Below are 20,588 nucleotides of genomic sequence, written 5' to 3' on the forward strand. Positions count from 1 at the left end.
TGTCCGCTCACGCGGCACGGGAAAAGTCCCCGGAGCGTACGGCGTCAGGGACCGACGGCCCGGAATCACCCGGGCCATCGGTCCTGCTTCGCGCAATATAGGGACTTGCGGGCTTTTCGCCGACAGGCACGTTCGACTGACCTGACGGCACGCCGCCGCCAGCCCGGTTTTTCGCGCCCGGCCGGATCAGCCGGATGATCCGGCGCACCAGCGACGGCCGGCTGTGGTCAGGAACCGCGCGCGAGAAATCGACATCCGGCAGCATCCCGCGATGCGGGCGCCGGCGCGTCTCGGCGTGAACCGCCGACGAGTAGGTCTCGCCGATCAGCAACGCCCAGGTTGCCGTCTTGCGCTCATGCAGGCTTCTTGAACCAGGTATTTTGTAGGGATCGAACATCGGTCCGTCCTCCGTGTGCAAATAGAGATAAAAAGGCGAAGCAATGTCGTGCGCCGGCATTCGGCCGGAGGCACGGATTGCATCGGTCGGGACACGAGGGGACACCTCGGTCAGGACACGCTCAACTGGGGCGCTTGGCCCCTTCAACAGGTTGAAAAACATCGCAGGATTCCTTCGAAAGCCGAAAACTGGGTTCGGCGGGAATCGGTGCGATCAGATCTAGGAAGTCAGGTAAATCGTCGTACCGAAACCGCCGGCAGGCAGGTAAGCCCACGGGAGGGGCGCTGGATGTGCATGGCCATCATGAAATACCCCTCCATCGGTTCGGGTTGACAATGCGTGCGGTATAATCGACTTCGCAGAAAATGGCCACCCGCAGGTCCAGCAATTTCCAAAACCAGGAGTCCGCTGTGGCCGATCTGCCACTTATTAGAAGGACGCGGAAATGAACCACCGTCTCCGCATCGCCCTCTACCAGCCTGACATCGCCGGCAACACCGGGACAATCCTGCGCTTCGCCGCGTGCCTTGGCTTTGGCGTCGACATTATCGAGCCGGCCGGCTTCCCGCTCTCCGACAAAGCGCTGAAACGTGCCGGCATGGACTACCTCGAAATGGCTGCCCTGACCCGGCATGTCGACTGGAACGCCTTCGAGGATTGGCGCAAGCGAGAATCGCGCCGTTTGGTGCTGCTCACCACCAAAGGCGCGACCGCCTATACCGGCTTTGCCTTCGCCGACGGCGACATCCTGCTGTTCGGCCGCGAATCGGCCGGCGTGCCGAATCCTGTCCATCAGGCGGCGGATGCGCGGCTGACGATCCCGATGCAGCCGGGCACGCGCAGCATCAATGTCGCGCTGTCCGTCGCTATGGTTGCCGGCGAAGCCATCCGGCAGCTCGGCTAGGATCTTAAACGCGCCGTCGCGAAAGGCTGCTGCTTCTTGCGTCATTCTCACCCAGGCGCACATCGCCTTCTCCTCAATTGCCCTATCGACATTTCCTGGCTACAAGCTCAACTTAACTTGAGGTCAAGCGGGAAGATCGAGATGGCTCCGCTAAAGGAATTGACGGTTGGCCAGGTGGCCATGCGCAGCGGTGTGGCGGTGTCGGCCCTGCATTTCTACGAGGCGCGCGGGCTGATCCGCAGCCACCGCACATCGGGCAATCAGCGGCGCTATGGCCGCGACGTGCTGCGGCGGGTGGCGATCATCAAGGTGGCGCAGGAGGTCGGCATCTCGCTGGCCGAGATCGGCGCCGCACTTGAATCACTCCCGGAAGGCCGCACGCCGACGCGCGAAGACTGGAACCTTTTGTCGACCGGCTGGCGCGACGACCTCGACCGCAAGATCAGCCAGTTGAAGAAGCTGCGCGACGGCCTGACCGACTGCATCGGCTGCGGCTGCATGTCGATCGACAAATGTCCGCTGAGAAACAGAGAGGATCGGCTGGCGAAGGAAGGGACGGGAGCGCGGCGGCTAATGGTTCTCCCTGCGCGGCAAGAAAGCACCGAGACAAAATAGCGGTAGATGAACGCGCACCCCGATGACACTAGCAGTGAGTCATGCGACTGAAGCATGCCATGCGCGGTTGGCACGTTAGGAGCGGATGGGAAATGGCCCGGCTTCCAGGTTTGAAGAGATTTCTCGGAGGCGAGCCGCCGAAATCCGGAAGCTCCAATAGCGAATACAGAAGGTCTGCCTACATCGAAGAGTTGGGTGAGCCTGCCCGCGTCTTCCCCGCCAGCGGGCCCGATAGCGTCGAGGTTCTTGCGTTCGGCAGAGACTTCTCGCTCATCGATCCTGTGGGTGAAGGCTTTGTACTCCTTACCAACGGCATGAGTGAGCGGCGCATGGCTGTTCCTTCCACCGTTGGCGACGGTATCAAGCGGCGGGCTGAGTTGATGTGGTACGTTCGCGAGCCTGAACCGAAGATCCTGAGCAATCTTAGGTGGCTGGCGGAGTATCCGTTCATAGACAATACATGGTTGGGCTTCGGCCACCGCATTGCGATGCCCTCGCCGCCAGCCTCAGGATCGGACTTCAGAACTTTCCTGTTTCTGACGCCCATCATCGCGCCGGACCAACGTATTGCAGAGCGGCTCACCATCGACGACGATGAGGTCGAAATCCTTTGCGTCCACTTGATCTCTGGCATGGAGTTGGACTTCATCAAGACAAAAGGATTGGATGCGTTCCTCGATATGCTCGACGAGCACGCCTATCCCGTCGTCTTCAACCCGGCACGGCAATCCTGCGTGTAGGGGCGCATGCCCTTCGCCTTGGACCTACCCCTAATCCGCCGCTGGCAGCCGCCTTATGGTGAATTCGATCACGTCGCCCGGCCGCTCGAACCAGCTTTCGATCTCGGTCCAGTAGGCCTGCTTGGGAAAGCGTTCGAACCATTCCTTGGCTTTGAGCCGCGCATCCGAACGCGGCAGGACGAAGGTTTCACGCAGAAAACCGTCGCGCGGCATGCGCTCGCGCTCGGCGCGCGAACGGTCGAGCCGCTTTTTCAAGCCATCCAGCGGCGGTCTTGCCGGGGTGCGCATGAAAGAACTCCTGGGGCCTTGACCAGATGACACTTGACCCTTGCCCTTAAGAGATTAGGGATCGCGCCCTAAAAAGACGAGTCATTTGTCGGCGCGACCGGAGACCTGATTTTGGAACGACCAGAAATATCGGCAGGCCTGCCGGCCGACATCGAACAAAAGAAGATGAAGGCCAGGCTGTGGTTCGAGACGCTGCGCGAGCGCATCTGCACCACTTTCGAGCAGATCGAGCAGGAACTGCAGGGGCCGCTGGCCGCCTGGTCTCCCGGCCGCTTCGAAAAGACGCCGTGGGAGCGCGACCAGGGCAAGGGCGGCGGCGGCACCATGTCGATGATGCGTGGCCGCGTTTTCGAAAAGGTCGGTGTCCACACCTCCACCGTCTATGGCGAGTTCTCGCCGGAATTCCGCAAGCAGATGCCCGGCGCCGAGGAAGACCCGAGCTTCTGGGCATCAGGCATTTCGCTGATCGCGCATCCCTGGAGCCCCAACGTGCCGGCCGTGCACATGAACACCCGCATGGTCGTGACGTCGCGCCACTGGTTCGGCGGCGGCGCCGACCTGACCCCGGTGCTCGACCGCAACCGCACCGAGGATCACCCCGACACGATCGCCTTCCACCGCGCCATGCAGTTTGCCTGCGAGAAGAATGCCGCCGTCGCCGACCACCCCAAATTCAAGGCCTGGTGCGACGAGTATTTCTATCTGCCGCACCGCAACGAACCGCGCGGCGTCGGCGGCATCTTTTTCGACTGGCTGCATTCGGGCGAGGACAAAGGCGGCTGGAATGCCGATTTGAATTTCGTCCAGGATGTCGGGCGTTCTTTTCTCGTCGTCTACGGCCACCTGGTTCGAGCCCATTTCAACGAAAACTGGACCGATGACGACCGCGACGAACAGCTCATCCGCCGCGGCCGTTACGTCGAATTCAACCTTCTTCACGATCGCGGCACCATCTTCGGCCTGAAGACCGGCGGCAATGTCGCCTCGATCCTGTCCAGCCTGCCGCCGGAGGTCAGGTGGCCGTAACAAATCGGTGAGCGAAGCGTGAGCCGCAAAAGCGTCCCATTCGCCGAATTTTGGCATTCAATGTGGCGCACGAATTATCTTTTTCGTCTAATAGGCAATTGAAATAAAACGACTATTTGTCGTTTCCGGGCCGGGAAGCGCCGGCGGTTCAGTCCCGAACCGCGACACGACGCTACCGGACGGCCCTGAACAAGGCGGAGCATTCTCAAGAAACGGATGTCCGCATTTTCCAGGAGTACTTACCATGCGAAAGCTCATTGTAACGGCAGCCGTCGCTGCCCTTCTCGCTTCAGGCTCGGTTGCCTTTGCCGCGGTCAAGCACACCACGGGCACGGTCAAAACCTATGATGGAACGGCCATGAGCCTTGTTCTGGACGATGGATCGACCTTTACGCTGCCCAAGACCTTCAAGGATCCTGGCCTGAAGGCCGGCGAAAAGGTCCGCGTTTCCTGGGACATGAGCGGCAAGAACAAAGTTGCCGAGTCCGTCAAGATCGTGAAGTGACGGCCCTGTCGGGACAAGACCGAGCTGGTCTTGCTCTGGGGTAGCGTACAGAGGCGGAGCAGCGCTGCTCCGCCTTTTTCGCCTAAGCATGTCACCCAAAAGTGACCTCGGTTTTTGGGAAAATGACATGCATAAAATCAAAGGCCTAAAGCGCGTCGCGTGAATCCGCTTCGACGCGACGCGCTTTAGCGGCAACCAAAACCGCCGAACCGTGTTATGCTTGTTCCCCCATACGTGCCCTCAAAACCGACTGCTACGACAGGGCGCGGAACAAAGGTGGCGGAGCTTCGTGCCCACGAGAGGCGCAGGCTCCCAGGAGGAAAGGAGAAAACCCCATGAAGGAATTCCATTGCGGCTCGCTGGTTCCCGGCTGTGAGTGGCACACCCGTGCCGACGAGGAAGCCGAGGTGATGCGCCGTGCCGTCGACCACATGCGCGAGACGCATGGCGAAACGGTCATCCGCGAGACGATGATCGAAGCGATCCGCTCGCGCATCGAAAAGGTTCGCGACGCAGCCTGAGGCTCAACTGGCCCTTACCGCCTCCGCGGCGCGCTCAAGCAGCGCGTCGCGATCGAGCGAAAAGCCGGAGCCGATCCATTCCTTTTCGAGGTTTTTCAGGATCGCGCCGAGTTTCGGCCCCGGCGACGCGCCAAGCGCGGTCAGATCGGCACCCTTGACCGGAAATACCGGCTTTTCCCATTTCAGCGCAAAGGCCAGCAGGCGCGAAAAACCGCCGGCCTGGACAAGCGCGTCATTGTCCTCGACGGCGCGCGACCGCGCCGAGGCGAGCGACAGCCGAAAACGATCGACAAAGCCCTGGCGATGGCCTGCATAAAGCAGCTTTGCCAGCTCCGCTTCACTCGTCTTCGGTTCGATGGCACCCGTCAGCGCCCAGTGTCGCAGGCGCTCCGCCTCGTTGGTGGACAGTTTCAGTCGCTCGGCCAACACCGTCATCCGCGCCGCATCGGGCGGCACAATGGCCTCCAGCCTGAGCAGCGGATCCGGCGCCCAGCCCAGCTCTTTCTCGGTCTTTGTCAGCCCGTGAATGGCATCGATTCCCCATTTCTCACTCTCCGGCAGGGCGCCGGTCAGCACGCCGGCCTGGCGCATCCATAACAGCGCGCGCGACGGATCCGGGGCCGACAGAAGCTTCTTCAGCTCGGACCAGATGCGCTCCGCCGAGAGTTTTTCGAGCCCGTCCTTGAGCCGGGCGCAGGCTTTCAGTCCCTCGGCATCGGGCCGGCCGTCGCCATACCAGGCGAAGAAGCGGAAGAAGCGCAGGATGCGCAGATAATCTTCGCGGATGCGCTGCTCGGCATCGCCGATGAAGCGCAGCCTGCGCGCCTCGATATCGCCGACACCGCCGACCAGGTCGATGACCGTGCCGTCGGCCTCGGCATACAGTGCGTTGATGGTGAAATCGCGCCGTTCGGCGTCGGCCTTCCAGTCGCGGCCGAACGTCACTTTGGCGCGGCGGCCGTCGGTCTCGATGTCTGCGCGCAGCGTGGTGATTTCATAGGGCGTGCCACCGGCGATCACCGTGATCGTGCCGTGTTCGATGCCGGTCGGCACCGCCTTGAAGCCCGCCGCTTCGGCGCGGCGGATGGTTTCCTCAGGCAGGCAGGTCGTGGCGATATCGATGTCTGCCACCAGCTGACCGATCAGCGCATTACGCACCGCGCCGCCGGCGATACGGGCTTCTTCACCGCCTTGCGCCAGCACGGCAAGCAGCCGCTGCAGATGTTTTTCACCGAGCCAGTCAGCCTTGCCCGCCAGCGATATCGGATCACTCAAGCATAGAGCCTTTCATAGAGCGCGCGGATGATGCCAGCGGTGACGCCCCAGATGCGCTGGCCGCCATAGGGCATTTCGTAGAAGAACCATTCGAGCTCGTTCCACATGCGGCTGTCCCTGGTGTGGTTGGCCGGATCCATCAGGAACGGGAGCGGCACTTCAAAGGCGGCATCGACCTCGTCGGCGTTGAGCGACAGAGTAAAACCGGGCTTCACGATCGCCAGCACAGGGGCGATGCGATAGCCGCTGCCGGCGACATAATCGGGCATGCGGCCGATGACCTCGATGCGGTCCTGGCCAAGCCCGATCTCCTCGAAGGTTTCGCGCAAGGCCGCTGCTTCCGGGGTCGGATCGGTCGGATCGATGGTGCCGCCGGGAAAAGCCACCTGCCCGGAATGGCTGCGCAGCCTTTCCGCCCGCTTGGTCAAGAGCACGGTCGCATCGCGTCCGTGGTCGACGACCGGGATCAGCACAGCGGCATCGCGCAGCGCCTTCAGCTGCTTTAACCGGGGATGGCCGGGGTTGAAGCGATGGTCGCCATAGTCGTCGCCGGCATGGGCCTCAGCTTGCGCCGCGACACGCGCCCGAAAATCCGCTGTGGAAAACGCTGCCGGCGTCACCTGATCCATCACATGCTCAGCCGCTTCAGTTTTTCCGTCGGCATGATCGGATAGACCTCGCCCTTCGAGCGCACGGCAAACATTGTCTTGCCGCCGATGTCGATCTCCTCGCCATGCTCGACCAGTTCGTACATCACCGGCCGCGTCACCAGCGCTTCCAGCCGCCCACGCACCAGCACATAGGGTTTTAGCCCGCCGGTCTCGTCCTCGTCGACGAAACGCAGCGGATGGCCAGGCCCGGCTTCGACGACATCACCGACATTGGTGCGGAAGGTGATGGTCTGCTCGGAGCCGGCGCCGGAAACGTTCATTTCGACGGCAATGAACGGCGCATCGACGACGCGGATGCCGACCCGTTCCACCGGCGTCACCAGATAGGTCCTGCCATCCTCGTCCTTACGCAGCACGGTGGAAAACAGCTGCACCAGCGGCATGCGGCCGATCGGCGTGCCCAGATAAAACCAGGTGCCGTCCTGTTTGATCTCCATGTCGAGATCGCCGCAAAAGTCCGGATTCCAGCGCTCTACCGGTGCCGCGCCCTTGCCGGCGCGGGTCGCGCGCGAGATGAGCGCCTCGAGGCCGCGCGCCTCTGTGGCACCGGTAAGGCTTTGTTCGCGATGTTCGGAGCGTTCCGTCATGGTCACGAAATAGTCACTGTTGTTCCGCTTGTCAGCCTAAGTCTGTGATTTAAATTGAATGCAGGCGCCAGGCGAGGCCGAATCGCGGCATTCTGCGGCACTGCTACAGTGCAAGCCGGTACTTCCAGCACAAGGATCGATGCGGCATGAGCGTTATGGTCAAGGAAAGCCCGATCAACGAAAAGGACATGATCGCCCAGGCCGAGGCGGCGCTGGCCGATATTTCGAGGGTCCGCGACGGCGTCGGCCGCGTCATCTTCGGCCAGGAAGCGGTGGTCGAACGCACGCTGGTGGCGCTGCTCGCCGGCGGCCATGCGCTGCTGGTCGGCGTTCCAGGCCTTGCCAAGACCAAGCTGGTCGAGACGCTCGGCGTCGTGCTCGGCCTCGATTCGCGCCGCATCCAGTTTACTCCCGACCTGATGCCGTCCGACATTCTCGGCTCCGAAGTGATGGAGCAGGACGAGGCTGGCAAGCGCTCCTTCCGCTTCATCTCCGGCCCGATCTTCGCCCAATTGCTGATGGCCGACGAAATCAACCGCGCCTCGCCGCGCACCCAGTCGGCGCTGCTGCAGGCGATGCAGGAATACCACGTCACCATCGCCGGCGTTCGCCACGACCTGCCGGCGCCCTTCCATGTCCTGGCGACGCAGAACCCGCTGGAGCAGGAAGGCACCTATCCGCTGCCCGAAGCGCAGCTCGACCGCTTCCTGATGCAGGTGGACATCCTCTATCCCGAAATCGAGGCCGAGCGGCGCATCCTGCTGGAGACGACCGGCATCGAGGACGCCAAGGCGCAAAATGTCCTGCAGCCTGTGCGGCTGAAGGAGATCCAGACGCTGATCCGCCGCATGCCGGTGCCGGAAAGCGTCGTCGACGCCATCCTCAAGCTGGTGCGCTCGGCGCGCCCCGGCCAGGGCAATGCCGAGACCGACAAACACGTCGCCTGGGGTCCCGGCCCGCGCGCCAGTCAGGCGCTGACGCTCTGCGCCCGCGCCCGCGCGCTTTATGACGGACGGCTGGCGCCTTCGGTCGACGACATCCGCGCGCTGGCCGAGCCGGTGCTGCAGCATCGCATGGCGCTGACCTTTGCCGCCCGCGCCGAGGGCACGACCGTGCGTGACGTGGTGGCGAAACTGGCCAAAGGCATCTGATGGCGCGTATCGGCGAAGTCCAGACACCGGCAGCGACGCGCGACGCGCTCGCCAGGGGCCGGTTGCGGGCTTCGCTGGTGCCGGACCTGCTGGTAGAAGCGCGCCGCATCGTCAACACTGTGATTGCCGGCTGGCATGGCCGCCGCAAGCGCGGCATCGGCGAGAATTTCTGGCAGTTCCGCCCCTATGTCGAAGGCGATTCCTCGCGCATCGACTGGCGCCGTTCGGCCCGCGACGATCACACCTATGTGCGCGACCGCGAATGGGAGGCCGCCCATACAGTATGGCTGTGGGCCGACCCCTCGCCTTCCATGCTCTACAAATCGACCGGCGCCAGCGTGTCCAAGGAATCGCGCGCGCTGGTGCTGGCGCTGGCCATGGCCGAACTGTTGTCGCGCAGCGGCGAGCGCATCGCCTGGCCCGGTCTGACCGATCCGTTCACCGCCCGCAACGGCGCCGAGCGCATCGCAGCGCAGTTGATGCACGCCGCCGATCCGCCGGCAAAGCCTGACCTGTCCAGCATCCGCCGCTTCTGCGACATCGTCATCGTCAGCGATTTCCTCGATCCGGTCGAGGAGACCATGGCCTGGCTCGACGTGCTGGCCCGCCATGGCGTGCGTGCGCATCTGATCGAGGTCGCCGATCCGGCCGAGGAGACCTTTCCCTATGCCGGCCGCACTGAATTCACCGATCCCGAGACCGGCGACAAGCTGACCGCCGGTCGCGCGGAAATGCTCGGCGATGAATATCGCCTGCTCTACACCGCCCGCCGCCAGGAGCTGGCCGGCTGGTGCAAGCGCCTCGGCTGGAGCTATACAGTCAACCACACCGATCGCCTCGCCTCCGAGGCACTGGTGCGCATCCATATGGCGATGACCGCCGATGGCGCGTTCGCCGGAAGGGCCAGCGCATGAGCTGGCTGCCGCTCTCCTTTGGTGCTCCCATGGTCTTGTGGGGCTTGCTGGCGCTGCCGGTGATCTGGTGGCTGCTCAGGCTGACGCCGCCCAAGCCGCAGACCGAGGTGTTCCCGCCGCTGAAGATCCTCGCCCGCGTGCTGAAGCGCGAGGAGACGCCGCAGCAGAGCCCGTGGTGGCTGACACTGCTTCGGCTGCTGATGGCGGCCCTGATCGTTGCGGCATTGGCCGAACCCGTCTTCAACCCGCGCGAAAAACTGCCGGCAGAGGGGGCAGCCTTGGCACTGGTCATCGACAATGACTGGGCAAGTGCCGCCGACTGGGGCAAACGCGTCGCCACCGCGCAGCGGCTGATCGCCGATGCCGGCTCGAATGGCGTGCCTGTCGTCATCGCCTTCACCGCCGAAAAGCCGAATGCCGAGATCGGCCCCTTCGACGCCGCAACCGCTCTCGACCGGCTGCGCGCGGCAAAACCGCGGCCGATCCCGACTGACCGTCCTGCCGTCTATGCCCGTGTTGCCGGCGTGCTGGAGACCTTGCCCGGCGCCAGCGTTGCCGTTCTCGCCGACGGCCTTGCCGCAAAAGGCGACGAGGCCGCCTTCAACACGCTGCTGTCGAAAAATGCCGACCGTGTTGTCTGGGCCAGTTCCGACCGGCTGGCGCTGACCGGCCTCACCGGCGCCGAGAACCAGGTCGACGGCTTTGCACTGACCGCCATTCGCGCACCCGGCGATCCAGCCCCGGCGCAGGTCACCGCCGGCGCCTTTGATGACAAGGGCCGGCGCATCGCCGATGCGACGCTGACTTTCGCACCCGGCGAGACCACCGCCACCGGCACGATGGCGGTGCCGTTCGAGCTGCGCAACGACTTCGCCTCGATCGCCCTTGATGGCGAGCGCCAGGCGGGTGCGGTGCGCGTGCTCGATGAAAGCTCGAAGCGCCGCCGCGTCGGATTGTTGTCGCAGGCCGAGGCCGACCAGGCGCAGCCGCTTCTGTCGCCGCTCTACTACATCAGGCGCGCGCTGCAGCCCTTCGCCGATCTGGTCGAACCGTCGAGCGCCGACCTCGCCGACGCCATCCCGCAGCTCCTCGACCAAAAGCCGGCGATGATCGTCATGGCCGATATCGGCACCATTCCGCCGCAAGTCCATCAGCGGCTCGTCGACTGGGTCGACAATGGCGGCACGCTGGTGCGCTTCGCCGGGTCGCGGCTGGCCGCCGCCGGCAATGACGATGATCTTCTGCCGGTCAGGCTGCGCACCGGCGAGCGTTCGCTCGGTGGCTCCCTGTCATGGACGACGCCGCAGCCGGTGACCGAATTCCCGAAGAACGGCCCCTTTGCCGACCTCGCGCCGCCGGCCGAAGTCACGGTGAGCCGGCAGGTCCTGGCCGAGCCGACGCCCGATATCGTCGAGCGCACCTGGGCAACGCTGGCCGACGGCACGCCGCTGGTGACCGGGCTGAAAAAGGGCAAGGGCACGCTCGTCCTGTTCCATGTCACCCCGGAGGCGACATGGTCGACGCTGCCGATCTCCGGCAGCTTCGTCGAAATGCTGCGGCGTATCGTGCAGCTGTCGCGCAACCAGGGCGCCGCAGTCGCCAACGCCGAAGCCGCCGCCACCTCGCTGGCTCCTTATCGCATGATCGCGGCCGACGGCGCGCTGGTGCCGCCGACGCCGGACGCACGGCCGCTGGTGCCCGTCGCCGGCCCGCTGCCTGTGACGTTCGAGAACCCGCCCGGTCTCTACGGCTCCGAAACCGGCGTCTTCGCCCATAATCTGCTCGATCCGGCCACCGTCTTCGCGCCGCTGGAGCGGCCGCAATTCACGGTGCCGGTGACCAATGTCCAGTATGCTTTCGACGAATCGCGCGACCTCAAGGGTCCGCTGGTGACCGCAGCACTTGTGCTGATGCTGCTCGACACGCTGGCGGTGTTCTGGATGGGCGGGCTGTTGTCACGCCGGCCGCGCCGCGCCCGCACGGCTGCGGCAACGACGGCTGCGCTGCTGCTCGGCCTCGGCATGTTGTTTGGCCATGCCGACCTCGCCCGCGCCGACGATGCCAAACCGGGCGACGCCGCGGCCATCGAGGACATTGCCAAGACCCGCATCGCCTATGTGCTGACTGGCGTGCCAGGCGACAATTCGATCAGCCGCGCCGGGCTCGAAGGTCTGACCCGCTTCCTGATCGAGAAGACCGCGCTTGAGCCGGGCGCGCCGGCGGGCGTCGACATTTCGAAAGACGAGCTATCCTTCTATCCGCTGATCTATTGGCCGATCGACCCTTCCGCGCCGATGCCGAGCGAGGCCGCGATCGCCCGCATCGACGCCTATATGCAGCAGGGTGGCACGGTGCTGTTCGACACCCGCGATCAGTTTGCCAACGGCATCGGCGCCGATTCGGCGAGCCCGGCGACGGAACGATTGCGCGACATCCTCGGCAATCTCAACGTGCCGCCGCTGGAGCCGGTGCCTGCCGACCATGTGCTGACCAAATCCTTCTTCATCCTGCCCGAATTTCCCGGCCGCTTCGCCGGCAGCCCGCTCTGGGTGGAAGCCTCGCTCGACGCCAGCAACGCCGAAAACCGGCCGGTGCGCGTCGGCGACGGCGTCTCGCCGATCCTGATCACCGCCAATGATTTTGCCGGCGCCTGGGCGGTCGACGAGAATGGCGACCCGCTTTTGCCGACCGTGCCGTCGGATCCGATGCAGCGCATCTATGCGCTGCGCGCCGGCGTCAACATCATGATGTACATGCTGACCGGCAATTACAAATCCGACCAGGTGCACGTGCCCATCCTGCTCGAACGGCTGGGGCAGTAAGATCATGAACTGGTCGATCTCCTTCGAACCGCTGCTGACCTGGCCGCTGCTGGCCATGGTGCTGGTGCCTTTGCTGCTGCTCGCGGCTGTCGGCCTGTGGTTTCGCCAGCGCGGCGCGATCTTCCGCTTCGCCGCGCTGATTGCGCTCGGCGCCGCCTTGCTCAACCCGGTCTTCCTCGACGAGGAGCGCGAGGCGTTGAAAAGCGTCGTTGCCGTCATCGTCGACCGCAGCCAGAGCCAGGACATAGGCGACCGGACCAAGCAGACCGACGAAGCGCTGGCAGGGTTGCAGCAGCGCCTTGCCCGCTTCAAGCAGTTCGACGTGCGCGTCGTCGAGGCCGGCAAGTCCGAAGCCGCCGAAGAGCGCACCGAGACCAAGCTTTTTGCAGCCCTCGAAGGCGCTTTCCGCGACGTGCCGCCATCGCGCATCGGCGGCGCCATCATGATCACCGATGGCGAGGTGCATGACGCGCCGCCCGCCGCCCCCGACTTCAACGCGCCGCTGCACGCGCTGATCACCGGCAATGAGCACGAAAAGGACCGCCGCATCCGCTTCGAGAACGCGCCGCGCTTCGGTCTCGTCGGCAAGCCGCTCGACATGACCTACCGCGTCATCGCCACGGACGGCGAAACCGGCCCGGTCGATGTCCGCGTCTCGGTCAATGGCGAGCAGGTCGCGGTCGAAGAGGCCACCATTGGCCAGCCCATGCCGCTGCAGGTGACCATCCCCAGCGCCGGCCGCAACATTGTCGAACTCTCCATCGACCGCGAGCCGGGCGAACTGACCGACGCCAACAACCGCGCCATCGCGCTGATCGACGGCATTCGCGAAAACCTGCGCGTGCTTTTGGTTTCCGGTGAGCCGCATGCCGGCGAGCGCACCTGGCGCAACCTGTTGAAATCCGACGCTTCGGTCGATCTCGTCCACTTCACCATTTTACGGCCGCCGGAAAAGCAGGACGGCACGCCGATCAACGAATTGTCGCTGATCGCCTTCCCCACCCGCGAGCTGTTCGTCGAGAAGATCAAGGATTTCGATCTCATCATCTTCGACCGCTACCAGCACCGCGACGTGCTGCCGATCCTCTATTACGACTACATCTCCGAATATGTCGAAAAGGGCGGTGCGCTGTTGATCGCCGCCGGGCCGGAATATGCCGGCGACGCCTCGATCGCCCGCACGCCGCTAATGTCTTCGCTGCCGGCGATGCCGACAGGCGAAGTCATCGACAAGGCGTTCTATCCGCGCCTCACCGATCTCGGCCAGCGCCATCCGGTGACGCGCGGCCTCGACGGTTCGGCGAGCGAGCCGCCGCACTGGAGCCGCTGGTTCCGCACCATCGGCGTGCAGAATCCCGAAGGCGAAGTGGTGATGAAGGGCGCCGACAACCGTCCCCTGCTTTTGCTCGACCACAAGGGCGAAGGCCGTGTCGGCATGCTTCTGTCCGATCAGGGCTGGCTATGGGCGCGCGGCTTCGAGGGCGGCGGCCCGCATGTCCAGCTCTACCGCCGCATCGCCCACTGGCTGATGAAGGAGCCTGAGCTCGAGGAAGAGCGCCTGACCGCCGACGGCCGCGGCATGGTGCTGGAAATCCGCCGCCAGACAATGAGCGACGACCCCGGCCCGGCCCAGGTGATCACCCCCTCAGGCAAGGCGCTGATCGTCAAGCTGGAAAAATCCGAGCCCGGCGTTTTCCTGGGCAGCGTCGAGACCAAGGAGATCGGCCTCTACCAGATCGGCAATGGCGACCTGACCGCACTTGCCCATGTCGGTCCGGTCAACGCGCCGGAATTCTCCGACGTCATCTCCACTGAGAACCGGCTGAAGGCGCCGGCGGAAGCCACCGGCGGCAGCGTGCGCCGGCTGGCGGCGCCCTCCACCCTTGGCCAGCTTACCGGCAGTGTCGCCCTGCCCTCCATCGTCCCGGTCCGCGCCTCGGGCGCGGCCTCGGGCGCCGACTGGATCGGCCTGCGCACCACCGACGACAGCGTACTGAAAGCCGTCTCGCGCGTGCCGCTATTCGGCGGCTTCCTCGGCCTCGGCCTGCTGTTGCTGGCGATGGGCGCGATGTGGTTCAGAGAGGGACGGTAGGAGCGCTCCTTCCTTTCTCCCCGTTCACGGGGAGAAGGTGCCCGAAGGGCGGATGAGGGGCAGCGCTAGCCTGAGGTTGTTGGCAACCTCCACGACCCGCGCAAGTGAACTGTCATCGACGTCAGCGCCGCCCCTCATTGTCCTGCCGGACATTTCTCCCCGTAAACGGGGAGAAGCTACTCTTCGGGCTCCGTCGTAAACAGCAGCGGATAGCCTTTCGCCTTGCCGGCGTCGGTGGCTCGCGTCGCCTTGGTCTCGGCGACATCCCTCGTGAACACGGCGACGACGCAGACGCCGCGCTGGTGGGCGGTGATCATCACCCGGCGCGCCTGGTCTTCGCTGAGCTTGAACTCGCCCTTCAGCACCGTCACCACGAATTCGCGCGGCGTGAAATCGTCGTTGATAAGGATGACCTTGTAGAGCTTCGGTCGCTCGGTCTGCGGCTTGGTCTTGGTGCGGGGTTTGGAGGTGATCTCAGGCATCGGAAACCGGCATTGCGCGAGGGTCGCTCTCACTTTGTCATGGGGGAAAGCAGTCGTCCATTTTGATCGGCGCGCGAAACCGGCTTCCCGGGAGTGCTGCCATTCACAAATTTAGGAACTGTCCGGTACGGTTCAACGGCCCTGGCGGTCGACGGTGCGACGAGCGTGGAATTGCCCTGCTGAGGCGGACCTGGCCGCATCTGCCTTGCGCTCCAACCAGGCGACAGCGAGCCAGCCGGCAAAGCAGGCCAGCGCGCCGCCAGTGAGCACGGCAAGCAGCAGGCTCTGCCATGGCGTTATGTATTGCCAGTTGCTGGAGATAGCCGGCGCGAACAGCGACGGCTCGGTGCGCCCGCTCACCGGATCGGGCACCGGGCTGGCCGTAAACTGGATCAGCACCCTGACCACAGCCGAGGCGACAAGGCCACCAATGGCCATCGAGCGCAGAATGGATGAAAGCCGCTTCTTCATGCTGGCTGTCCTATCGGACCGGCATTGCAAACGGGTTAAAGTCCTGGGTGGCCGGCACCCATCAACGGGATAATCATGCTTGTCAGATACGACAAGGCCGCTCCAGCCGGGGGGTGCTGGAGCGGCCTTGTTACAGACAACCCTATTGGGTCGGTCTGGATCAGGCCTTCGGGGCGTCCTTCTTGACGACCTTCTTGGCCTTCTTGTGCTTCTTGACGGCCTTCTTGGCGACGACCTTCTTCACCGGGGGCTTGGCGGTCGTGGTCGCCGGAGCGGTCGTCGAGGCAGCCGGAGCAGCGGTCGCGGTGGCAGCGGCATTGCCCAGAGCCGGCATCGCGAAAGCGAGAGCGACGGCGAGACCGGTGGCGGAGAGGATGGACTTTTTCATGGCTTCATTTCCTTTTTTGTGCGGGTCGGTTTGAGTGTCACTGAACCGGGTCGATCGGTGTCACTCCAAGCAGCTTCAAAGCGTTCGCGAGCATCCGGATACCCTGTGCCTGTTTCTTGTTGGCGCAGAACCGGTTTCCCTTTCTTTGCAGTGCTTTCGCCGCGGTGACCTGCGTTGCCGCGGCATGGGTTTCGAGGGCTTCGTCTACCTGGCGATTGAGATCGATGCAGCGCTCGCTCCTTGTGATCGGCGTCACCTTTGCGCTAGAGGCTGCGACCGCGGCCGTGACGAGCGAAATGCTGAACAGCGCACCCATCAAGCTGGTCGTGAACCTGTGCATTGGTAATGTCCGTTACTCCGGAGACTAGCGTCGCAGCCGATGACCTGACCGCCACGGCACCCTTTATGCCCTTGATTTTTTTCGGAAGTTTTTCCGGACTATAGAATTTTGTTTCTGGATTGTTTCTGGCAAATCGGCTCTGCAGGCGATCATCGCCGCTGGCCAACATGTGGCCAGAATTCTATCGTGTGGGTGACGTCGCCAAAAGCAAACTCAAGGGCGGCCACCGACTGGCCCGCCAACAATGACAGGATCGCCGTGAAATCCGATGCGCACATACTGATCGTCGACGACGACAAGGGCATTCGCGACCTGCTTCAGGAATTCTTCCAGAAGCGCGGCCTGCGCACCACGGTTGCCGCCGACGGCATCGAGATGGAAGACATACTGCGCCGCACGCAGGTCGACCTGATCGTTCTCGATGTGATGCTGCCGGGAAAGAGCGGGCTGGAGCTCTGCCGCGACCTGCGCGCCAGCTATTCGACACCGATCATCATGCTGACCGCGGTCACCGAGACCACCGACCGCGTCGTCGGCCTCGAAATGGGCGCCGACGATTATGTGCCCAAACCCTTCGATCCGCGCGAGCTTCTGGCCCGCATCCGCGCCGTGCTGAGGCGCAATGGCGCTGCCGAGCCGAAGCGCGCCAGCACCAAGCAGATCTACCATTTCGCCGGCTGGACGATGGACTGTTCGCGCCGAAGGCTGATGGCGCCGGGCGACGTCAGGGTCGAGCTGACCATGGCGGAGTTCAACCTGCTGCAGACCTTCGTCAAGAGCGCGCAGCGCGTGCTCACCCGAGACCAGCTCATCGAGCTTTCCGGTGGCGACAGCGACTATTCCTTCGACCGCAGCATCGACATTCTGGTCAGCCGTCTCAGGCGCAAGATGGAAGACGATCCCAAGACGCCGAAACTGATTCTGACGGTGCGCAGCGGCGGCTACCAGTTCCTGCCCGAGACCACCTCCGAATGAGACGCCTGCTGCCGCAAACCCTGCCGGTCTGGGTTTTGCTCATCGTCATTGCCGGCCTGCTGATCAGCCAGGTTGCCACCCTCTATATCGTCTCGCGCGACCGCGCCGTCGCCAATGACGAGGTCGATCTCTACCGGCTCAACGACCGCGCCTATTCGTTGGTGCAGCTGATGCATGACGACACGCCCGATCAGCGCAAGCTGACGGCGTCCGGCCTGTTCAACGCCACTTATGCATTGACCGTTTCGGACACGCCCGCGGTCACCTCGTCGATCGCCGGCGACGACGAACTGGCCGAGCTCGAGGACATACTGGTCGGACGGCTGTCGAAATTCGGCATCACCGACGCACGCGTCCGGCGCGATCCTGCATCGCAGGCGGCCAACACGCCTGGCGGCGTGGTGCTCTCCAAGGATGTCGGCGCGGTGGAGCGCGACCTCCTGGGACTGGCGGCGAGCTTCGCCCAGAGTGACAAACTGACGGCATCGGTCCGCTTCGCCGACGGCCAATGGCTGAATTTCACCGAGCCCAACACGCCGGTCGGGCCGATATTGAGCTTCGACAGCCTGCCGCTCTATTCGCTTATCGCGGCCCTGGTGGTGATCATGTCGATCTGGTCTCTGCGCCGGCTGACGGCGCCCTACCGGATGATGGAAACGGCGGTCAACCGGATCGGCACGGATCTGAAGAGCCCGCCGATCGCCGAGACCGGCAGCCGCGAGATCCGCGCCGCGGCGAAAGCCGTCAATGCCATGCAGGTCAGATTGCGCGACTATGTCGAGGACCGCGAGCATCTTGCGGCAGCACTCGCGCATGACCTGCGCACGCCGCTGACCCGGATGCGGCTGCGCCTCGAACTCCTGCGCAAATCGACGGCGCGCGAGGCGCTGGCCCACGACCTCGCCGACATCGAGAGCATCGCCAGCTCCGTCATCGACTTTGCCACGTTCGAAGTCACCGAGGAGAGGAGCGAGCGGATCGATTTCTGGTCGCTGGTAGAATCGATCGCCGACGGCTTCGAGGACGTCTCGTTCGACCATGACGGCGCCAGGCCGCGTGGCATGATCTGCATGGCGCGGCCGGTGGCGCTGAAGCGCTGCGTCAACAACCTCGTCCAGAATGCCGTGACCTACGGCAAGAAGGCCCATCTCAGCCTGCGCCAGTCGGACGGCACGATCACGCTGGTCATCCGCGACGAGGGACCGGGCATCCCGCAGGCGCAGCTCGACCAGGTGTTCGGTTCCTTCGTGCGGCTGGAGCAGTCGCGCAACCGCCAGACCGGCGGCCTTGGCCTCGGCCTGACCATTGCCCGCAACATTGCGCGTGCCGCCGGCGGCGAGGTCCATCTGTCCAACCATCCCGGCGGCGGCCTGCTGACGGAACTCAGACTGCCGCTGGCGGCATAAGGCAGGAGACTACCGTCTCGATGGGCACCGGGGCTGGATCGGCCAACCCAACCTTGCAATAGTGCGGCCGCTCGAACAGGAGGAGATCGCCGCATGTTTTACGCCATCCTGGCCTATCACGTCGAACAGACCATCCAGTCCCTGACGCCGCAGCAGGATGCGGCGCTGATGCACGACCTGCTCGAGGTCAATGCCAGGCTGACCCGTGAGGGCAAGCTCGGGCCGGCGGCAAGGCTGGGCGCAACCGCCGACGCCGTCACTCTGCGCGGCCCGGGAGACGGCATCGTCATCGACGGTCCGTTTGCCGAGACCAAGGAGCAATTGCTGGGTCTGTATGTGCTCGACTGCGCCACCCAGGATGAAGCCATCGCGGCGGCGCGTGACCTGAGGCGCGTGAACCCTTCGGCAGTCTACGAAATCCGCCCTATCACATTTTACCTTCCCGGCCTGACGTTTCCCGTCACGGAAGGCGGGGACGATTTCAAGGCGGCCGCCAGCGGCTGAGAGCCGCCTGCCCGACACGACGGCCGGTCAGGCAGCCGAAATCTCGTTGCCCAGGCGGATCGTTTCGGCGACCAGAAGGTCGAGGTCCTCGCGCCGGGTCCGGTGGTTATTGATCGCCACCCTGAGGCAATGTCGGCCCTGCACCGTCGTATCGGAAATGGCGGCGATGCCGTCCTCCTGCAGCCGCAGCATGATCTCGGTGTTGAACGCTTTCGAGCGTTCGCCATCGAGCCCTTCCGCGCGATAGCGGAAGCAGACGATGTTGATGCTGGTTGGGGCTGTCAGCTCAAGCGCCGGTTCGGCCTCGATCAGGTTCGCGAGACAATGCCCTTGCGCAATATTCTGGTCGATCAGGCGGCCGAATTTTTCGACCCCATGTTCCCGCAGCGCCATCCACACTTTGAGCGCCTTGAAGCCGCGTGACGTCTGCAGTCCGTAATCGTGCAGCCATTGCCCGGAAGCGAGACCGCGCGGCGTCGATTCCAGATATTCCGGCGTCACCGCGAAAGTCTTGCGATGCGCCGAGGCATCCCTGACCAGCGCACAGCCCGCCTCGAACGGTGCATGCAGCCATTTGTGCGGATCAAGCGCGATGGAATCGGCCCATTCGATGCCGGCGACGCGATGCGCATTCTCAGGCGCAATCGCAATCAGCGCGCCGATGCAGCCGTCGACGTGGAACCACATGTCTTCCTCGTGCGCCAGCTTGGCCAGCGCCTGCAGATCGTCGATGGCGCCGGTGTTCACCGTGCCGGCATTGCCGATGATGCAAGCCGGCTTGAACCCGGCCGCGCGATCTTCCGATATCGCCGCCCGCAAAGCCGCGATATCGATGCGCAGGCTAGCCTCGCTGGCAATCCGGTGCAGCGCCCTGTTGCCGAGGCCGAGTGCCTCCATCCCCTTGCGGTGGCAGGAGTGGATCTGGTCCGAACCATAGAAGCGCAACGGCTTCTCGATTGCAGCAACGCCATGCTCGCGCACGTCGATGCCAGCCTTGGTGTTGCGCGCCACGGTGAGCCCGATGATGTTGGCCATCGAGCCGCCGCTGACCAGCGTGCCGCTGGCCGAAGCCGGCATGCCCATCATCTGCTTGCACCAGTCGACCACCTGGCCGTCCATCAGGGCGGCGGCATGGTTGCCGCCGCCGAGATTGGAGCCCTGGATGGCCGCCAGGAAATCGCCAAGGGCGCCCGTAAAATTGCTCGACCCCATATACCAGGACCAGAAGCGCGGATGGATGTTGCCCATCGGATAGGGCATCACCTTGTCCACGACATCGCCATAGATGTCGGCAAGCGGCGTTGGCGATTGCGGCAGGGACGCAGTGAAGAAGTCTCTCACATCTCCAGGCATCTCCTGCCACACCGGCCGTTGCCTGACATCGCGCAAATAGGCGACGGCATCATCAACGATCCGATGCGACAGGACCTGCACATCGGCCCAGTCCGAGGGGTCAAGCGTTTCCTCGGTGCCGGTAGCCGAGTGTCCAGACAACGCGTCCATGCAGATTGCTC

General features: G+C 64.1%; 23 protein-coding genes. 13 read left to right on the top strand and 10 right to left on the bottom strand.

Features of this window, described 5'->3' with window-relative positions:
• Window positions 1–7: 7 nt before the first annotated feature.
• Complete coding sequence (locus ACYHH6_RS30045; RefSeq protein ID WP_246501865.1) at window positions 8–397, bottom strand: hypothetical protein; 390 nt, start codon at window positions 395–397, stop codon at window positions 8–10.
• A 445-nt stretch (window positions 398–842) separates the two neighbouring features.
• Here ACYHH6_RS30045 and ACYHH6_RS30050 point away from each other — a divergent pair, with 445 nt between their 5' ends.
• From ACYHH6_RS30050 to ACYHH6_RS30060, 3 genes are all read left to right on the top strand, one after another.
• Entirely contained in the window at window positions 843–1,301 is a 459-nt protein-coding gene (locus ACYHH6_RS30050) for a tRNA (cytidine(34)-2'-O)-methyltransferase (RefSeq protein ID WP_352588398.1), read from the top strand.
• Window positions 1,302–1,442: 141 nt separating this feature from the next.
• Window positions 1,443–1,916 (top strand): redox-sensitive transcriptional activator SoxR, encoded by a 474-nt coding sequence (gene soxR, locus ACYHH6_RS30055; protein ID WP_352588395.1) that lies wholly within the window; start codon window positions 1,443–1,445, stop codon window positions 1,914–1,916.
• 92 nt (window positions 1,917–2,008) lie between these two features.
• A complete protein-coding gene (locus ACYHH6_RS30060; protein WP_352588392.1) occupies window positions 2,009–2,656 on the top strand; it encodes a suppressor of fused domain protein in 648 nt (215 codons plus the stop codon).
• Between the two features lie 30 nt (window positions 2,657–2,686).
• Here ACYHH6_RS30060 and ACYHH6_RS30065 read toward each other — a convergent pair whose 3' ends face one another.
• Window positions 2,687–2,944, bottom strand: coding sequence for a hypothetical protein (locus tag ACYHH6_RS30065; protein WP_006202578.1), 258 nt, complete (start codon window positions 2,942–2,944; stop codon window positions 2,687–2,689).
• Between the two features lie 111 nt (window positions 2,945–3,055).
• On the opposite strand from ACYHH6_RS30065, the gene hemF reads away from it, so the two are divergent.
• The 3 genes from hemF to ACYHH6_RS30080 all read left to right on the top strand — a co-directional run bounded on the left by hemF (window position 3,056) and on the right by ACYHH6_RS30080 (window position 4,996).
• Window positions 3,056–3,970: an oxygen-dependent coproporphyrinogen oxidase gene (gene hemF, locus ACYHH6_RS30070; protein ID WP_352588389.1), complete on the top strand. Its 915-nt coding sequence runs from the start codon at window positions 3,056–3,058 to the stop codon at window positions 3,968–3,970.
• A gap of 244 nt (window positions 3,971–4,214) precedes the next feature.
• Complete coding sequence (locus ACYHH6_RS30075; protein WP_352588386.1) at window positions 4,215–4,475, top strand: DUF1344 domain-containing protein; 261 nt, start codon at window positions 4,215–4,217, stop codon at window positions 4,473–4,475.
• A 335-nt stretch (window positions 4,476–4,810) separates the two neighbouring features.
• Window positions 4,811–4,996: a DUF1059 domain-containing protein gene (locus ACYHH6_RS30080; RefSeq protein WP_112561098.1), complete on the top strand. Its 186-nt coding sequence runs from the start codon at window positions 4,811–4,813 to the stop codon at window positions 4,994–4,996.
• A 3-nt stretch (window positions 4,997–4,999) separates the two neighbouring features.
• Here ACYHH6_RS30080 and ACYHH6_RS30085 read toward each other — a convergent pair whose 3' ends face one another.
• The 3 genes from ACYHH6_RS30085 to ACYHH6_RS30095 are packed head-to-tail and all read right to left on the bottom strand — an operon-like array spanning window position 5,000 to window position 7,529.
• On the bottom strand, window positions 5,000–6,271 hold the full coding sequence (locus tag ACYHH6_RS30085; protein WP_352588383.1) for a CCA tRNA nucleotidyltransferase: 1,272 nt from the start codon (window positions 6,269–6,271) through the stop codon (window positions 5,000–5,002).
• Window positions 6,268–6,900, bottom strand: a complete 633-nt coding sequence (locus ACYHH6_RS30090) for a CoA pyrophosphatase (protein WP_352588380.1) — start codon at window positions 6,898–6,900, stop codon at window positions 6,268–6,270. The genes ACYHH6_RS30085 and ACYHH6_RS30090 overlap by 4 nt, the downstream gene beginning before the upstream one ends.
• Entirely contained in the window at window positions 6,900–7,529 is a 630-nt protein-coding gene (locus ACYHH6_RS30095) for a DUF1285 domain-containing protein (protein ID WP_352588578.1), read from the bottom strand. The genes ACYHH6_RS30090 and ACYHH6_RS30095 overlap by 1 nt, the downstream gene beginning before the upstream one ends.
• Before the next feature lie 146 nt (window positions 7,530–7,675).
• Here ACYHH6_RS30095 and ACYHH6_RS30100 point away from each other — a divergent pair, with 146 nt between their 5' ends.
• The 4 genes from ACYHH6_RS30100 to ACYHH6_RS30115 are packed head-to-tail and all read left to right on the top strand — an operon-like array spanning window position 7,676 to window position 14,508.
• Entirely contained in the window at window positions 7,676–8,680 is a 1,005-nt protein-coding gene (locus tag ACYHH6_RS30100) for an AAA family ATPase (RefSeq protein ID WP_112561102.1), read from the top strand.
• On the top strand, window positions 8,680–9,594 hold the full coding sequence (locus ACYHH6_RS30105; RefSeq protein WP_112561103.1) for a DUF58 domain-containing protein: 915 nt from the start codon (window positions 8,680–8,682) through the stop codon (window positions 9,592–9,594). Before ACYHH6_RS30100 ends, ACYHH6_RS30105 begins: the two co-directional genes overlap by 1 nt.
• A complete protein-coding gene (locus ACYHH6_RS30110) occupies window positions 9,591–12,416 on the top strand; it encodes a DUF4159 domain-containing protein (RefSeq protein ID WP_488500502.1) in 2,826 nt (941 codons plus the stop codon). Before ACYHH6_RS30105 ends, ACYHH6_RS30110 begins: the two co-directional genes overlap by 4 nt.
• Window positions 12,417–12,420: 4 nt before the next feature.
• The gene (locus ACYHH6_RS30115) at window positions 12,421–14,508 is read left to right on the top strand and encodes a hypothetical protein (protein ID WP_352588374.1); all 2,088 of its coding nucleotides are present in this window, start codon (window positions 12,421–12,423) and stop codon (window positions 14,506–14,508) included.
• 176 nt (window positions 14,509–14,684) lie between these two features.
• Here ACYHH6_RS30115 and clpS read toward each other — a convergent pair whose 3' ends face one another.
• The 4 genes from clpS to ACYHH6_RS30135 form a co-directional block, all read right to left on the bottom strand.
• Window positions 14,685–14,990 carry an ATP-dependent Clp protease adapter ClpS gene (gene clpS, locus ACYHH6_RS30120; RefSeq protein WP_352588371.1) on the bottom strand — a complete coding sequence of 102 codons (306 nt, stop codon included), beginning with the start codon at window positions 14,988–14,990 and terminating at the stop codon, window positions 14,685–14,687.
• Window positions 14,991–15,122: 132 nt separating this feature from the next.
• Window positions 15,123–15,461: a hypothetical protein gene (locus tag ACYHH6_RS30125; protein WP_352588368.1), complete on the bottom strand. Its 339-nt coding sequence runs from the start codon at window positions 15,459–15,461 to the stop codon at window positions 15,123–15,125.
• Window positions 15,462–15,621: 160 nt separating this feature from the next.
• Window positions 15,622–15,849, bottom strand: a complete 228-nt coding sequence (locus ACYHH6_RS30130; RefSeq protein WP_352588366.1) for a hypothetical protein — start codon at window positions 15,847–15,849, stop codon at window positions 15,622–15,624.
• 37 nt (window positions 15,850–15,886) lie between these two features.
• A complete protein-coding gene (locus tag ACYHH6_RS30135) occupies window positions 15,887–16,189 on the bottom strand; it encodes a hypothetical protein (protein WP_352588363.1) in 303 nt (100 codons plus the stop codon).
• Between the two features lie 258 nt (window positions 16,190–16,447).
• Between ACYHH6_RS30135 and ACYHH6_RS30140 the strand changes: the two genes are divergently transcribed.
• The 3 genes from ACYHH6_RS30140 to ACYHH6_RS30150 all read left to right on the top strand — a co-directional run bounded on the left by ACYHH6_RS30140 (window position 16,448) and on the right by ACYHH6_RS30150 (window position 19,074).
• On the top strand, window positions 16,448–17,164 hold the full coding sequence (locus tag ACYHH6_RS30140) for a response regulator (RefSeq protein ID WP_112561185.1): 717 nt from the start codon (window positions 16,448–16,450) through the stop codon (window positions 17,162–17,164).
• Window positions 17,161–18,570 (top strand): ATP-binding protein, encoded by a 1,410-nt coding sequence (locus ACYHH6_RS30145; RefSeq protein ID WP_352588360.1) that lies wholly within the window; start codon window positions 17,161–17,163, stop codon window positions 18,568–18,570. Before ACYHH6_RS30140 ends, ACYHH6_RS30145 begins: the two co-directional genes overlap by 4 nt.
• Before the next feature lie 93 nt (window positions 18,571–18,663).
• Window positions 18,664–19,074, top strand: a complete 411-nt coding sequence (locus ACYHH6_RS30150; protein ID WP_352588357.1) for a YciI family protein — start codon at window positions 18,664–18,666, stop codon at window positions 19,072–19,074.
• 27 nt (window positions 19,075–19,101) lie between these two features.
• Here the strand turns inward: ACYHH6_RS30150 and ACYHH6_RS30155 are convergent, their stop codons facing one another.
• On the bottom strand, window positions 19,102–20,577 hold the full coding sequence (locus tag ACYHH6_RS30155; protein ID WP_352588354.1) for a pyridoxal phosphate-dependent decarboxylase family protein: 1,476 nt from the start codon (window positions 20,575–20,577) through the stop codon (window positions 19,102–19,104).
• Window positions 20,578–20,588: the final 11 nt, after the last annotated feature.

The organism is Mesorhizobium sp. P171375, from assembly GCF_057786075.1.